The 14,008-nt window shown below is 46.2% G+C and carries 22 protein-coding genes and 1 pseudogene; 11 read left to right on the top strand and 12 right to left on the bottom strand.

Going from position 1 to position 14,008, the window contains the following annotated elements:
* The 3 genes and pseudogenes from RMO27_RS14910 to cobD form a co-directional block, all read left to right on the top strand.
* Window positions 1-626, top strand: a pseudogene (locus RMO27_RS14910) (type II and III secretion system protein); the annotation flags it as partial.
* A 477-nt stretch (window positions 627-1,103) separates the two neighbouring features.
* Complete coding sequence (locus tag RMO27_RS14905) at window positions 1,104-1,382, top strand: HU family DNA-binding protein (protein WP_309733850.1); 279 nt, start codon at window positions 1,104-1,106, stop codon at window positions 1,380-1,382.
* A gap of 35 nt (window positions 1,383-1,417) precedes the next feature.
* A complete protein-coding gene (gene cobD / locus RMO27_RS14900) occupies window positions 1,418-2,491 on the top strand; it encodes a threonine-phosphate decarboxylase CobD (protein WP_309733848.1) in 1,074 nt (357 codons plus the stop codon).
* A 125-nt stretch (window positions 2,492-2,616) separates the two neighbouring features.
* On the opposite strand, the gene RMO27_RS14895 is transcribed toward cobD, so the two are convergent.
* The 3 genes from RMO27_RS14895 to RMO27_RS14885 form a co-directional block, all read right to left on the bottom strand.
* Complete coding sequence (locus RMO27_RS14895; protein ID WP_309733844.1) at window positions 2,617-3,108, bottom strand: ComEA family DNA-binding protein; 492 nt, start codon at window positions 3,106-3,108, stop codon at window positions 2,617-2,619.
* Between the two features lie 83 nt (window positions 3,109-3,191).
* Window positions 3,192-3,737: an NAD(P)H-dependent oxidoreductase gene (locus tag RMO27_RS14890; RefSeq protein WP_309733842.1), complete on the bottom strand. Its 546-nt coding sequence runs from the start codon at window positions 3,735-3,737 to the stop codon at window positions 3,192-3,194.
* Between the two features lie 36 nt (window positions 3,738-3,773).
* Entirely contained in the window at window positions 3,774-4,139 is a 366-nt protein-coding gene (locus RMO27_RS14885; RefSeq protein ID WP_309733840.1) for an NINE protein, read from the bottom strand.
* Window positions 4,140-4,272: 133 nt separating this feature from the next.
* On the opposite strand from RMO27_RS14885, the gene RMO27_RS14880 reads away from it, so the two are divergent.
* Window positions 4,273-4,590 carry a DUF1825 family protein gene (locus RMO27_RS14880; RefSeq protein ID WP_309733839.1) on the top strand — a complete coding sequence of 106 codons (318 nt, stop codon included), beginning with the start codon at window positions 4,273-4,275 and terminating at the stop codon, window positions 4,588-4,590.
* A 65-nt stretch (window positions 4,591-4,655) separates the two neighbouring features.
* Here the strand turns inward: RMO27_RS14880 and RMO27_RS14875 are convergent, their stop codons facing one another.
* Window positions 4,656-5,339 (bottom strand): DUF4157 domain-containing protein, encoded by a 684-nt coding sequence (locus RMO27_RS14875; RefSeq protein ID WP_309733838.1) that lies wholly within the window; start codon window positions 5,337-5,339, stop codon window positions 4,656-4,658.
* Between the two features lie 333 nt (window positions 5,340-5,672).
* Here RMO27_RS14875 and RMO27_RS14870 point away from each other — a divergent pair, with 333 nt between their 5' ends.
* Both RMO27_RS14870 and RMO27_RS14865 read left to right on the top strand, forming a co-directional pair.
* Window positions 5,673-5,792 carry a photosystem II reaction center X protein gene (locus tag RMO27_RS14870; protein ID WP_309733836.1) on the top strand — a complete coding sequence of 40 codons (120 nt, stop codon included), beginning with the start codon at window positions 5,673-5,675 and terminating at the stop codon, window positions 5,790-5,792.
* Window positions 5,793-6,028: 236 nt separating this feature from the next.
* Complete coding sequence (locus tag RMO27_RS14865) at window positions 6,029-6,967, top strand: Ycf66 family protein (RefSeq protein ID WP_309733835.1); 939 nt, start codon at window positions 6,029-6,031, stop codon at window positions 6,965-6,967.
* An 84-nt stretch (window positions 6,968-7,051) separates the two neighbouring features.
* Here RMO27_RS14865 and RMO27_RS14860 read toward each other — a convergent pair whose 3' ends face one another.
* On the bottom strand, window positions 7,052-7,231 hold the full coding sequence (locus RMO27_RS14860) for a chlorophyll a/b-binding protein (protein WP_309733834.1): 180 nt from the start codon (window positions 7,229-7,231) through the stop codon (window positions 7,052-7,054).
* 115 nt (window positions 7,232-7,346) lie between these two features.
* On the opposite strand from RMO27_RS14860, the gene RMO27_RS14855 reads away from it, so the two are divergent.
* From RMO27_RS14855 to RMO27_RS14845, 3 genes are all read left to right on the top strand, one after another.
* Window positions 7,347-8,354 (top strand): sodium-dependent bicarbonate transport family permease, encoded by a 1,008-nt coding sequence (locus RMO27_RS14855; RefSeq protein ID WP_309733832.1) that lies wholly within the window; start codon window positions 7,347-7,349, stop codon window positions 8,352-8,354.
* A 2-nt stretch (window positions 8,355-8,356) separates the two neighbouring features.
* The gene (locus RMO27_RS14850) at window positions 8,357-8,644 is read left to right on the top strand and encodes a P-II family nitrogen regulator (protein ID WP_309733830.1); all 288 of its coding nucleotides are present in this window, start codon (window positions 8,357-8,359) and stop codon (window positions 8,642-8,644) included.
* 259 nt (window positions 8,645-8,903) lie between these two features.
* Complete coding sequence (locus RMO27_RS14845; RefSeq protein ID WP_309733828.1) at window positions 8,904-9,581, top strand: methyltransferase domain-containing protein; 678 nt, start codon at window positions 8,904-8,906, stop codon at window positions 9,579-9,581.
* 35 nt (window positions 9,582-9,616) lie between these two features.
* On the opposite strand, the gene RMO27_RS14840 is transcribed toward RMO27_RS14845, so the two are convergent.
* Both RMO27_RS14840 and sipA read right to left on the bottom strand, forming a co-directional pair.
* Window positions 9,617-10,147, bottom strand: coding sequence for a DUF4149 domain-containing protein (locus RMO27_RS14840; protein WP_309733826.1), 531 nt, complete (start codon window positions 10,145-10,147; stop codon window positions 9,617-9,619).
* A 117-nt stretch (window positions 10,148-10,264) separates the two neighbouring features.
* Window positions 10,265-10,486 carry a regulatory protein SipA gene (gene sipA / locus RMO27_RS14835; protein ID WP_309733823.1) on the bottom strand — a complete coding sequence of 74 codons (222 nt, stop codon included), beginning with the start codon at window positions 10,484-10,486 and terminating at the stop codon, window positions 10,265-10,267.
* 383 nt (window positions 10,487-10,869) lie between these two features.
* Here sipA and RMO27_RS14830 point away from each other — a divergent pair, with 383 nt between their 5' ends.
* Entirely contained in the window at window positions 10,870-11,154 is a 285-nt protein-coding gene (locus RMO27_RS14830; protein ID WP_309733821.1) for an RNA-binding protein, read from the top strand.
* Between the two features lie 139 nt (window positions 11,155-11,293).
* Window positions 11,294-11,482, top strand: a complete 189-nt coding sequence (gene rpsU, locus RMO27_RS14825) for a 30S ribosomal protein S21 (RefSeq protein ID WP_015162498.1) — start codon at window positions 11,294-11,296, stop codon at window positions 11,480-11,482.
* A 97-nt stretch (window positions 11,483-11,579) separates the two neighbouring features.
* Here the strand turns inward: rpsU and RMO27_RS14820 are convergent, their stop codons facing one another.
* The 5 genes from RMO27_RS14820 to RMO27_RS14800 all read right to left on the bottom strand — a co-directional run bounded on the left by RMO27_RS14820 (window position 11,580) and on the right by RMO27_RS14800 (window position 13,955).
* Window positions 11,580-11,795 carry a hypothetical protein gene (locus RMO27_RS14820; protein ID WP_309733817.1) on the bottom strand — a complete coding sequence of 72 codons (216 nt, stop codon included), beginning with the start codon at window positions 11,793-11,795 and terminating at the stop codon, window positions 11,580-11,582.
* Window positions 11,796-11,989: 194 nt separating this feature from the next.
* Entirely contained in the window at window positions 11,990-12,583 is a 594-nt protein-coding gene (locus RMO27_RS14815; protein WP_309733815.1) for a superoxide dismutase, read from the bottom strand.
* 523 nt (window positions 12,584-13,106) lie between these two features.
* Window positions 13,107-13,235 (bottom strand): hypothetical protein, encoded by a 129-nt coding sequence (locus RMO27_RS14810; protein ID WP_396133720.1) that lies wholly within the window; start codon window positions 13,233-13,235, stop codon window positions 13,107-13,109.
* Between the two features lie 62 nt (window positions 13,236-13,297).
* On the bottom strand, window positions 13,298-13,585 hold the full coding sequence (locus tag RMO27_RS14805; protein ID WP_309733814.1) for a formylglycine-generating enzyme family protein: 288 nt from the start codon (window positions 13,583-13,585) through the stop codon (window positions 13,298-13,300).
* Window positions 13,569-13,955 carry a formylglycine-generating enzyme family protein gene (locus RMO27_RS14800; protein WP_309733812.1) on the bottom strand — a complete coding sequence of 129 codons (387 nt, stop codon included), beginning with the start codon at window positions 13,953-13,955 and terminating at the stop codon, window positions 13,569-13,571. The genes RMO27_RS14805 and RMO27_RS14800 overlap by 17 nt, the downstream gene beginning before the upstream one ends.
* Window positions 13,956-14,008: the final 53 nt, after the last annotated feature.

Raw genomic sequence — 14,008 nt, 5'->3', positions numbered from 1 at the left:
GTAATGGTAACGCGGTGTTCAGTTTTGGTAACTCTGCTTTCTCCGCCAGTATTCAAGCTTCGATCGCTAACAAAAATGGCAAAATCTTAACCGACCCCACATTGGTAGTTCAAGAAGGTCAAAGATCGACGGTAAACTTGACCCAAGAAGTGGTCGCTGGGATCACCACCACGATCAGCAATACTACTCCGCCAATTACGACCAACACATTCCTGATTAAAAATGCGGGCATCATCCTAGATTTACTGGTCAACCGCATTGATGACAATGGATTTGTGTCGGTGACTGTATCGCCAACTGTATCCTCGATCGGCGATACCTACGGTAGTGCCAATGGTAATATCAGCCTCTTACGGTCTCGCACATTGAACTCTGGCGAAATTCGCTTGCGTGACGGTCAAACGTTGATCTTGTCAGGGATTATCCAAGAATCCGATCAGAGTACTGTTACAAAAGTACCCGTACTCGGTGACATCCCGCTATTGGGTATCCTCTTCCGCAATACTAGTAAAGCAAAAATCCGCCAAGAAGTAGTCGTGCTAGTCACACCGCAGATTCTCAATGACAATCGCGGTCAGGCTACTTACACGCCTGGAGTCGATGCGCGCTTACTGATGGGCAAATAAATGTTTAGTTGGTGATGACATCGCCAACTATGAGGTTCTAACTTAGGGGTTTGACTGTTCGGGACCAGCGATGAGTGACTAGCAATTTAGTCACTCAGCTTCATTCCTGAGCCGCCAGACCCCTGTTTTTGGCCGGAATTTACCTAAATAATCCGCAAAATCATGAAAATCAACATAAATTAAAGCTTTCAGCGATCCAGATTAGGCTTGTAGACATTAGAATAATGCAGTGGAAATAATATTGCATGAGAGTTTCAGCAACTTGGTGGCAAATCCCACTGGCGATCGCCGCTTGTGAAGATAATCCCCCAAAGTCGTCAGAACACATGCAAGCTCTGATAATGTATTAGTGAGCTAACACGCCCCTGAGCCATTTCTTAGCCAAAAAGCTTACTTTCCACGATCGGATCGGGTAGCATCGACTTCAATTGTGGTGTTATATCCATCCATCTATAAACTCATCAATGGAGATTACACATGAATAAAGGTGAATTAGTCGATCGCGTAGCAGAAACAGCTAGTGTGACCAAAAAGCAAGCTGACACAGTATTGTCAGCCGCCTTGGAAGCGATCATGGAAGCTGTATCGAAAGGTGACAAAGTTACTCTCGTCGGGTTTGGTTCGTTTGAACCTAGAAACCGTCAAAAACGTGAAGGTCGCAATCCTAGAACTGGCGAGAAAATGGAAATTCCCGCAACCAAGGTACCAGCCTTCTCCGCTGGTAAATTGTTCAAAGACAAAGTTTCTGCTGATTAATTTAACTTAGCTGAATTTAGATTCGGAAGTATTCCTTGAACCGACCAAAACATGGGGGGAACCCAAGCTGGGCAGCTACAGTAGCGGGCTGTCCCCCCTCTCTGATTTTAGACTTTTCTGCGAGTATCAGTCCCTTAGGCCCTCCCAAAACTGCACTCGCGGCTATTAAGCTGCACCTCGATACTCTGACTAGCTATCCCAATCCGGCCTATCCCGAACTTACCCAAGCGATCGCGACCCACCACAATATCGATCCTGACTGGGTATTACCGGGCAATGGTGCCGCCGAACTTTTGACTTGGGCTGGTTGGGAATTTTCCAAGCTCAACACCACCCTACTGCCCACACCCGCTTTTGGTGACTACTGGCGATCGCTCCAAACTTTTGGAACGCGAATTATCGCTCGATCGATGATGTTAGATGACGGGAGGATTGGCGATCTCGATTTTGCGCTGCGCCATTTGCCGACTACTATCCCCCATTCCCTCGGCCTGATCGTCAACAATCCCCACAACCCAACCGGCCAAATCTGGTCGCAGGCGACGATTTTGCCCTACTTGTCAGAATTTGAGCTAGTAGTCATCGATGAGTCCTTCATGGACTTTTTGCCGCCAGATCGGCAACAAAGTTTGATTCCCTTAATTACCAAATATCCCAACTTAGTTGTCTTGCGATCACTCACCAAATTTTATAGTTTGCCAGGGCTGCGATTGGGCTATTGTATCGCCCATCCCGATCGACTCCAACGGTGGCAAAGTTGGCGCGATCCGTGGCCGGTCAATACTCTAGCCGCTGCTGCCGCGATCGCGGTACTCCCCGATACCCAGTTTCAACAGCAGACGTGGCAGTGGCTAGAGACGGCACGCGATCGCCTATTTCAAGGATTGAGCCAGATCTCTGGATTGCAGCCTTATCCTGGGGCGGCAAACTTCATTCTCGTTAAATCCGATCGATCTGCTACGCACATCCAAACTAAACTGCTCCAACAGCATCAAATCTTAGTTCGCGATTGTATCAGTTTCCCCGAACTTGGCGATCGCTTCTTCCGAGTTGCCGTAAGGACTCAGGCAGAAAACGATCGACTCATCGCGGCATTGCAGTCGGTTTAATTCAAATAGGCGTGCTACTAGCACTTGGAACCGATCCTTCTCTCGAACTGACGTTAATTCAAATAATTGAGGTAGGGGCAATTCATGAATTGCCCCTACCTCAATTATTTGATACTTTTAGTTACTCAAAACCGCAGATAATGCATCAATTGACCGATCGCTTCGCCAGATAATCCCAACCGTTGTTGAAAATTGACCAGATCGGTAAACTTACCGCCACTTTCGCGCTGGGAAATGATTTCAGCGGCTAATTCGGGAGAGATGTGGGGAATCTGGCTGAGTTCGGCAGCAGTGGCCCGATCGAGTTTTACCGACGGCAGCGCACTCTGGCGATCGTAATATTGAAAACTGAGGACGGGAGCCAGCCATTGCAGTCGCTCGATCGGGATATTCAGCGCAGCCACCAGATCGGAGATGGAATAAAAAGCCACACCCGCTTGAGACAAAGTAACTAATTGACGGGCTTGATGGATCGAAATCCCTGGCAACCGCAGCCAATCATCCACACTCGCTTGATTGACATCAATTTTCACGCCCAAATCGGCGGCCACAGCAATCTCAAATGCCGACTTAAACCGATAATAAGGATCTTCAGCAATACGTGATCGCAAGGACATCTTAAAAAAAAATTGAACGGTACGAGCAGGATCGTGAGTCAAGGGATTTATAGGGGTGGCTGAGGGGCTAAGATCCGATAAAATCAAGTAACACCACGCAATTTGCGGGTATTTTCGACTAAACTTTGGGCAAAGAGATCGAAACGTTGATCGAGTTTCTGATCTGAGATTGTACCTTCAGGCGTAAATGCTTGCCACGCTTGACCGATGCCGATTTGTTCGGGAATCGACCAGGCATGTACCCAGCGCAGAATCACGCGCAGATCGTTAAGGGTATTGCTATTATTTTGGCCGCCTAAAATACTAATAAATCCGGTGACTTTGCCAGCAAGCTGGTCAAAACTCATCAAATCCAAGGTATTTTTGAGCACACCACTGATGCTGCCATGATATTCGGGCGAAACCAAAATCAGGCCATCAGCACTACTAACCGTATCTTGCAGCCGTTGGACATCTGGGTAATTGGGGTAGTCGTCGCCACCATCACAAAATGGCAACTGCATCTTTCTTAAATCTAAAATCTCGACGGTGGCACCTAAAGCCACAACTTTTTGAGCGGCGATTTGCAGCGCGACTTGACTATAAGAGTCCGTCCTTAGACTACCAGCAATGCCCACGATTTTGACCATAATTAATTTCCAGTTAATTGATTAGAAGCTGAGTAATTAAGCTCGATCAAGCCATTGACGGCGTTTTTGCTCAAATTCATATTCAGAGATTAAACCATCAGCTCGCAATTTATCCAATTCGCGGATCGATGCGGCAACAGTGGCGATCGCCGGTGTGCTGCCGATCGAGGCTGAAGAGTTAAAATTATGATCGAAGTGGGTACTATCTTGAGTCAGATACCAAACAGCTTCGATCGCCGAAGCAATATGGGGAATCGGCGTCCACGATAATAAGAGATAGACTAGACCCCAGACGGGCTGTCCCAGATAAAATTTATGAAATCCCGCCACTGGGATCGTCATACTCGCAAATGCTAAAATGATAGCCAATTGACGATTTTTAGGTGTAGCGCGATCGAACATTAACCGACCCTCAAATACGGGAAACCGCAGTTCTCACTTAGTTGGAGACTGAATTAGAATAGCAAGTAAGCGCATCGATACCGATGCCTTCGCTCTCAAGTTTAACCTTATTACACTATATTAATTATCCGTCATGGGATTTTTTGATTCTGACATCATCCAGCAAGAAGCTAAACAGTTGTTTGAAGATTATCAACAGCTCACACAGCTCGGTAGTAAGTACGGTAAATTTGACCGCGACGGTAAAATTGTCTTTATCGAGCAGATGGAAACCTTGATGGATCGCTACAAAGTCTTTATGAAAAGGTTCGAGCTGTCAGACGACTTTATGGCCAAAATGACCGTCGAGCAGATGAATACCCAGATGAGCCAATTTGGGATAACTCCCATGCAAATGTTCGACCAGATGAATCTGACACTGGAGCGGATGAAGTCAGAAATCGATAAATAGCGTTAGTTAAGATAGTGATCGTCAGCCGCCAATACAGCGAGACAGCAACCGACGATTGCCATTAATTACAAATTCACGGGGAGTTTAATTCCCCAACCTTTGTAGTTGACATAATACTTGCCACCGCGCGGCGGGCAAGCCAATCGATTACACAACTGACGGGTAAAATTTTCTTCCATCTTCCGGGCGGCCTGTTCGAGCGGATTATTGTGATATGTTTGGCCGCCTTGGTAATAACCGTGAAAGTATAGTTCGCCAAAATGACCGATCCCGCCAGCTTGATCGCATTGTTGGGCGTGAGTGAGTTCGTGCGCGAGCAAGACCAATCGATCGGTATCGTCAGGTTTATAGCCAGCACGAATGTAAATCCGATCGCAATAAGTTTGAGCGGATGAGTCTACACCGCCGATATGCGTTTCCTTGCCGCCTTGCGACCAGCGATCGAGTAATTGCGCACGATACACCACCGTCACTCGATCGACCAAGCCGCCAAAAATCGGTCGCAAATAGCCTTTTTGAGTTACATCCAATGGCACGCCTTGGGGATTGCGAAGCATCATGATTTGAGCCGCTAATGGCAGTACTGTCGCCCCAGTTTCACTCCAGGCTTGGACGGGGGTATGAGTAGCAATCTGCTGTAGCTTCGGGAGTTGGATCGTGCCAGCAAGAATAGATCCTTGGGGGGAAAATCGATCGACGAATAAATGTGGCTCCAATACCGCAATGATTGCGACTGCGGTAATTAACATGACCGTGAAAAATCGACAGAACTTGCTCAGTTTCGAGATCATTAGTCCAAAACAGATCGAGGTAGAGTTGGCAAGCGAGCTAGCGCAGATCTAAAAATCTACTGCTCTATCATAGCAATCCCAACAATCTTCTCCCAGCAATTGTTCCGCTCGATCGATCGAATCGACACCGCAGTTTTCATGTCGATCGAACACATCCTTTCTCGCCCCCAACTCCCAACTCCCCGCTCCCCGCTCCCAACTGAATTTAGACAAATACTTCTCAGCGTGCAACTAAGTAGCTAGAATTAGATCAAAGATTCTTTATATTCGATCTTCAGGACAAAAAAGTTTATGACACCCTCATTAGCCAATTTCATGTATAGCCTGCTGGCTGGCGGATTGATCGTAGTAGTTCCCGCGACAATCGGTCTGATCTTCATCAGCCAAAAAGATAAAATTCAACGTTCTTAGTCGTACCAAGATCGCCACAATCCGGCCTCAGTTGGGTGCGATCACCGATCTGAGGTTTTGTGCTGTCAAAATTGGTCGATCTACGGATAGACGAACGACACCTGTCGGGGCAAACTAGAGATGGTAAGCTGCTTTACCACACATCGCAACTAAAAATTGCTAGGATCGATGATGTCTACACCGAGCTGTGGATGCGATCTAAATCTGCGGACGTGCTTTAAATTTGGAGCAAATTAATGGTTAATTTTGGGCTGAACACAGCCAGTTTTTTGGGGATTATTCTCGCTGTAGCTGGAGCGGGACTGTATTTTCTGCGGTCGATCCGTCCCGAATTGTCGCGCGATCAAGACATCGCCTTTACTGCTATTGGCATTATTTGCGGGTTTATTTTAATTTTCCAAGGCTGGCGACTCGATCCGATTCTCCAATTCGGACAGTTATTGCTCAGTGGCTCGGCGATCTACTTTGCCTACGAAAGTATCAAACTGCGCGGGATCGCTAACGAACAGGCCAAGGAAAAAAACCAAATTGTAGACGAGCGTCCCGTCAGTCGTCGTTATAAAGCCGAAATTGAAGACCGCGAGTATATCGACGACCGACCTCGCAACAGTCGGCGGATCAAAGGCGACACTACTGGCGAAGTCGCTCGGAACCAGAATCGCCGCAGCGAGCGTCGAGTTGATGAAGATAGCGATGAGCAGCCGCGTCGTCGTTCGGCCACCAGACAGCTAACTGAAGAACGCTTTGAGACGAATGAATCACCCCGCCGCCGCACCGGATCTCGCGCGGAAGTTAGTTCGTTAGCCCGTCGCCCGAACGATGATTGGGATAATGATGATGGTTGGAACGAGTCAGACGAACCTACCCCAGTTCGTCGCGCCCTACCGGATGCCGATCTCGCCAGCGAACAACCAGCCAGACGATCGACTAGACGCAGAGCCGAACGCACCGACCCGGCAGAGCCGACGCCAGATCGCAATTTTGCGGCAACTACAGAAGATCTAGAGCCACAGACCCGCCGTCGTCGTCCTCGGACAGATCGCCCCCAGCCGACTACTGACGATCTCCGTAGTGACAGCACGACTGCCAATTATGTCGATTACGAACCAATCGATCCGCCATCGGGACTGCCTGCATCTGGCGCAGAACCCGTCGTTTTTCCCGATCGCTACTAAATAGTATTTAACTAACAAAGCACGGTCTGTGGAGCTTCACAGACCGTGCTTTTACGATCTTATTTCCTTTTGCCGCTCCATCCGCTAACGCAGTCCCAGCCACGTCCAGAGATCTTGCCCCGTGAAGAATTCCAATCCCAATAACACCACAAATCCCACCATCGCAAATCGACCATTGACTAGCTCGGCATATGTATTCCAGCCAAAGCTAGGTTCGATGGGGGCGGTTAAGTTTTTGGATTCTGCTGGTATGTTGTCAGTCACGATCGATATTTAGCTAATAGTGTTAATTGTCATCTTAATTGATTTCGATAATTGCTGACTTGTCCCCAACAGCCGGATAATGAACGAACATTGATAAGTAAATTTTGAAGATCCGATGGATAGTAGCTTAATTCTGTCTAATATCTTGAATCCGCCAGTTTTGTTCTTTTTCTTGGGAATGCTGGCGGTTTTTGTTCAGTCCGATTTAGAAATTCCCAACCCTTTACCCAAGCTGTTTTCACTCTATTTGTTAGTCGCGATCGGCTTTAAAGGCGGTCACGAATTGCATGAGAGTGGTTTGAGTCCGTTGATTATCAGCACCTTGTTAGCGGCTGTATTCATGGCATCGATCGTGCCAGTCTATTCGTTCTTTATTTTGCGGATTAGATTGGACAATTATAATGCGGCGGCAATTGCAGCTACTTATGGCTCGATTAGTGCTGTCACCTTTATTACTGCTAGTTCCCTCCTCGATAAGCTTCAGATTTCCTATGGCGGTCATATGGTCGCTGCACTAGCCCTGATGGAGTCACCCGCGATCGTCGTCGGTTTGATTTTAGTACGAGTATTTACACCCAAACAACTCGCGCTTTCTGCTGATGAAAGGGCTGAAGCTGATAGCCAAGAGACCTCTTGGGGTGAAGTTCTACGAGAAGCTTTTTTAAATGGCTCAGTGTTGCTATTGATTGGCAGCCTGATTACGGGAATACTGACTGGGGGTGATGGCTGGACAAAGGTGCATTTATTTGTCGAAAAAGACCTCTTTTATGGCGCATTAATGTTTTTCCTGTTAGATATGGGACTAGTCGCTGCGCGGCGGATTCAAGATCTCCGCAAAACAGGTATGTTCCTGATTGTGTTTGCAATCCTGATGCCAGTTGCCAATGCTCTACTCGGAATCTTGCTTGCCAAAGCAATTGGCATGGGCGTCGGCAATGCCCTATTGTTTGCAGTATTGTGCGCTAGTGCTTCCTATATTGCCGTACCAGCGGCGATGCGGATGACAGTCCCCGAAGCCAATCCCAGTTTATATGTGTCGATGGCTTTAGCCATTACCTTTCCATTCAATATTATTGTTGGTATTCCGATTTATTTACAAACTATTAAGTTATTGGGGGTTTAACCATGCTTCAATCTGTCAAAAAAGTTGAGATTATTGTCAGTTATTTGGAAGTACCTGCTGTCTTGAAGATTCTCAAAAAGAATTTGATTCAAGGTTACACCGTAATTAATAATGCTTCGGGTAGCGGCGAACACGGTTACTCTGGTGACGATCTGATCACCAATAGCTACATCATGATTATTTGTACCGATCTAGAAATGGCTGAAAAGCTGTCCAATGCTATGCAGCCGCTACTCAAAAAACTCGGTGGGATCTTTATCATTACCGACGCTCAGTGGATTGCTCACTAATAATTCCAAGCATTATTAATACTGGACATTGACTCGATCGAGTCAATGTCCAGCAGCCAAGATTCAGCGGTGCTAGATCGCTAATTTAAATTCGATAGAGTGTGCAAAAAACAGATTGCATCTACAGTAATAGTTAACAAGTACATTAAGTAGATCGTCTCTCAATTAGTCGATCGATTTAAAGCAAACAGGCGATTATAATCACTGCTATGTTCCAGAGACAGATCGTCATATATTTAATCTCGATCGGCTGAAAATTATGTCTAGCAATGCAGATCTCGATCGCCAAATCATCGACTCTTGGCACAAAAATGCCAGTGCTTGGAGCATTGCCATCCAATCGCAGCAAATCGCCAGCCGTCAACTAGTTACCAATCGATCGATTATCGATGCTGTCATTAGTCGTGACGCGCATACAGTCATCGATATCGGCTGTGGTGAAGGCTGGTTGACACGAGAATTAACGTTACGGGGTCTGGATGTCTTGGGTATCGATGTAGTTCCTTCATTTATCGAGCGATCGCAAACCATGGGTACAGGCAGGTTTGCGGTGACTGCCTATTCAGAAATTGCGATGGGCAAACTTGGCGAAAAATTCGATCTCGCAGTTGCCAATTTTTCATTATTTGGCGACGAGTCCATGACTGGCTTATTTCGCTCGTTTAGATCGATCCTCAATCCCCATGGCACGGTTATCGTTCAAACTCTACATCCGATCGTGGCGTGTGGGAATCTTCCATATCTAGATGGCTGGAGAGCCTCTTCTTGGGCCGGATTTAGCGATGATTTTACCGATCCAGCTCCTTGGTATTTTCGGACACTAGCAACATGGGTAGAACTGTTTACCGCGAATGGATTAACTCTCATCGAAATTCGCGAACCCATCAATCCGCAAACAGGCAAACCTGCTGCGGCGATCTTTATTAGTAGACTTTGAGTTCGATACCGCGAACCTGTCCTGGCAAAAGGCTCTTATCGAGCGATCACACCATTGCATTTTGATAGCAACAAGCCCGCAATCCCCAATTTACTTGCTTCTAATATCCAGTAAATTGCATGTAGTCGATCCATGTCTGCTGGCAGAGCTGTGGTCGTCGTAAATACATCCAAATCGATCCCCAGTCCACTCATATAGGGCGTCAGCACAAAAGTATAGCTCAAGGCGATAAATAGCAGCATCACCGCACTAGCTAGCATCTCCCGTTTGGTATCGAGAGTCGTTTTCGATACCTCAATCAGTGCCCAAACACTGCTAAGTGCCGCCGCCGCACACAACAACTCGACGCGATTGAATATCCAAAAAATACTATAACTTGCTGAGGCAAAACCACTACTCTCCATCATGCCAGTCGCCCACAGCGTCGGCATCACGACCAAATCCAAAACCAAGCTACCACCAATCCACAGACCCAGGCTACCCATGGCCACATTCTGCCAGCGGCGGGTTGGAGCCTGTCCGACTAAAAAGCTGTTCTTGTCTCCACCATTAAATGCTTGTGTCATGTCATCTACTCTTTGATAGCGATCTGCTCGATCTTCAGGATAACTTATGAGACTGATAAGCAGTGCTAATTTTTGTGTCGCACTCAGAGTCGGTTGCCAGGTATTCAGGTGCTGGTGTTAGCTACTCACCACCGCCAAATAGCGATCTTCGAGTAAAAAGGAACTGCTCGCGAATTTGACGACCCAATAATTGCCCGGTTTACGATCGACGAGCGTACCCTGGGCACCAATCTCTAACAGTGATGGGGGGCGCAACATCGGCATCGGGTCGGCAGTTTTTAGATATGTTGGTAACGCAATCAGCCGCACAGTCGCACCAATGTTAAATTCTTGAGACATAATTTAGCAAATATCAATGATTATCGATCGATTACTAGAGTCGATCGGCTGATTTTGATAGAATCGATCGGTAGATTTTTGCGAAAACCGCAATTAATGATACATCTTTTATAGTATCGAAGTGCAGCACGTTCGGTCGAGAGATCGCCAGACTCAGAAATTTAGAACGGAGGAAGACCCCACAGTATTTATACTCATTCTGAACCAAACACGATGCAATTCAATACTTGCCTCGGAAATCGATCAATCTTACGATCGTCGATCGGTTTCCAGGATATTGTGCTACCATTATAAATGAAGATTATTTTCGGCTGTATGGTTCTTTTTACAAGCTTTTCTCCGAATCTAACTCTCTACACCTACAGGATTCTGGAGACAGCGATATGTCAATTTACGTCGGCAATTTATCCTACGAAGTTACGCAGGATGACCTGACTCAGACTTTTGCCGAATACGGTAAAGTCAAACGAGTTCAATTGCCTACCGATCGGGAAACCGGTCGTCTACGCGGTTTTGCTTTTGTTGAAATGGAAACCGATGCCGAAGAATCTGCTGCTATCGAAGCTCTCGATGGTGCAGAATGGATGGGTCGCGATCTCAAAGTCAACAAAGCCAAACCTCGTGAAGAAAAAGGCTCCTTTGGTGGTGGTGGCAACCGCCGCTACTAAGCTCGAACCTTCAAAGTTCGCGCCCTAAGGTCTTAAGGACAGACGCTAAGTTTGTCCTTATTTTGGTTGGTAAATAGCTGGAAGCACACCACTCTTTCAGCCATCATGTTAGTTACTAAGTTTTTTTGGATGGGTTAGGATGTCTCAAGTAATTCCTGGTGAAAGTGAAGGCATTGAGTCAGTGCTACGCCGATTCAAGCGAGAAGTCTCCAAAGCGGGGATTTTTCCTGATATGCGGAAACACCGACACTTTGAAACTCCAATTGAGAAGCGTAAGCGCAAAGCAATCGCTCGACACAGACAGAATAAGCGTCGGTTCCGCACTTAATCTCATCTTGTCTAAAATATTTGAAATCAATAATCTGTTCGCAAGAGTACTTATGACTCGATCGAGCAGATTTTTCGATTATGGGTAACTAGATGAGTTACCCTAACAAGATGTGCCAATCGATAAATACATGCCAAGCGACTGGAAATATTAACATCCAGATCCCACAACAGATAGCAATTATCTGTCCGATTGCGCCTGGAGCGATGACTGTCGAACAGAGTGCGGCGATACTCGATACTGGAACGATAAGTAATAAGGCGAGGATCGATCTATTGCGACTAGATCGATCGGTAGTAGAATTTGATGGCATTGATTAAATTGAGAACGAGTGATGTGTTCTTAACTTAATCCCTAAATTAGGATAGCTTGGGATTAATCGGACAGTTATTAGATCGTCCACTCTCCCATATTTAGCGGCTATAGCTTCAATATTGCCCTTCAAACAGTGAGAACTTGGATTCAGGTAATCTAGGCGAGAATGGACGCTTGCGCGTCCACTAGCTACTATTTCAAGTTAGCCGCAGCGAAGTCCCAATTTACCAAGCTATCCAAATAGGTGCTGATAAAATCAGGGCGACGATTTTGGAAATCGATATAGTAAGCATGTTCCCACACATCCAGCGTAATCAGGGGAGTTTGTCCGTGTGCGATGGGATTTTCAGCATTACCAGTTTTGGTAATTTTGAGCGTACCACCATCATTAACCAACCAGGCCCAACCACTACCAAATTGAGTCGTAGCCGCAGTTTTGAAATCTGCTTTAAATTGGTCGAAACTACCAAATGCTGCATCGATTTTTGCCGCCAATTCGCCAGTTGGTGCGCCACCACCATTGGGTTTCATGGATTTCCAGAAAAAAGCATGATTCCACACCTGAGCAGCATTGTTAAAAATGCCTGCTTTGCTAGCATCACCGAAAGTAGCCTTAACAATATCTTCAAGAGACATATCCGCCATCGGCGTATCTTTGGTGAGATTGTTGAGGTTGGTTACATAGGTAGCGTGGTGCTTACCATAGTGAAACTCAAACGTCTTTGCCGACATGTGTGGCTCTAAGGCACTGACATCATAAGGCAAAGCTTCTTGTAAAAACGCCATTGGGGATGCTCTCCTAAATTAGTATTCTCGCTCAATGCTGACTATAGCAAATTTAGCTAGGCGGCGCGAGGGTTTTAGAGCCACAGATACATTTAAAATCCTCTCTTTACCCGCCTGGGGATTAATCCCCAGGCTAATAGCTCAAGTCTGTTAAAACAGACTAATAAGAATCTACTCACATCTTGCATCAAAACAAAGTTACTAGTATTGAGAGGGTAGAGAGTAGAGGGTAGAGGGTAGTTTTCAGGAAATAGTTACTAGTTTGGAGCAAAATTTGTCAGTCTTTATGTACTATCTTGTTACAGCCTCACGTTAAATACCCGCCTTTTGACTGAGACAAATCCATCAAATGACCGATCTCTGCAAGTGAATTTACGAGTATCATGAGTCACATTAGTTACCCAATAACTACTGCAACCGTAGATCGCTATTCACTGGTGGTCTATTTTTTGTTTTAGGCGTTAAACTTTCCGTAAGTCAGCCAAACGCATGAGCGGGAGATATTCTAGATCGAAAGAATTATCTAAGTCCTGGGTATCTCACAGACAACTCGAAATCCGAGATGTTCGGTGGAGAAGTCGGGGGTAACGAAGTCGCGAGTGGCAGAGCGGCAATTGCGTGGAATATTAATCGAGGAGCCCCCCCGCAGTATACGACTATTATTATTATCATTCGATAACCATGCACTTCCATCTGATGGTGCCCCTTTATAATTTAATTATCGTGCCAATGGTATAAACACGACTCCCAGACATTTCCGTGCATGTCATACAACCCAAAAGCATTTGGGGGAAAAGTATCTACAGGCGTTGTTTGTTGGCGATAAATCCCTTTCGGTCCTCGACCATAGGAACCCGACCATCTTCCTTCACCCTCGTCTATACCATCATAATTAGCGAGTGCGGTGGTAATTGTCTCACCATAATGAAATGGTGTTGTAGTCCCTGCTCGACACGCATATTCCCATTCTGCTTCGGTTGGTAATCTATAAAATACGTCCACTTTCACGAGATAATCGTTGACAAAACTCTACAGCTTCAAACCAAGATACATTCTCTACTGGTCGATCGGTACCCTTAAAATGAGCGGGTGAGAAATCGAGTTTTCTTTTAATCTGCGCCATTTGAGCTACTTCTAGCCAGTGAGGTTGCAAGATCGGGTATTCGCTCATAAAAAATGAGGGTATCGTCACGGGATGCTGGGGACTCTCACTTCTGAATCGATCGATCTCTGTCTCTGGCGAACCCATGTCAAAAGTTCCACCCAAAATCAGCACCATTTTAATTGGTTCGAGCACAAGGTTACTGGGATGGAGTAGTTCCTCGAAGTAGTGAATTTTTTGGGAGTGTTTAGCGATCGGAAGTTGAGCCATAGGATCGATTGTAGGAGGGTACGATCGATACCATTGTAAATCCCGCCCGAATA

This window comes from Chamaesiphon sp. OTE_75_metabat_556 (genome assembly GCF_031378165.1).
Classification (GTDB): domain Bacteria; phylum Cyanobacteriota; class Cyanobacteriia; order Cyanobacteriales; family Chamaesiphonaceae; genus Chamaesiphon.
The sequence above is the reverse complement of the archived record's forward strand: the minus strand, read 5'-3'. Positions and strand labels throughout refer to the sequence as shown.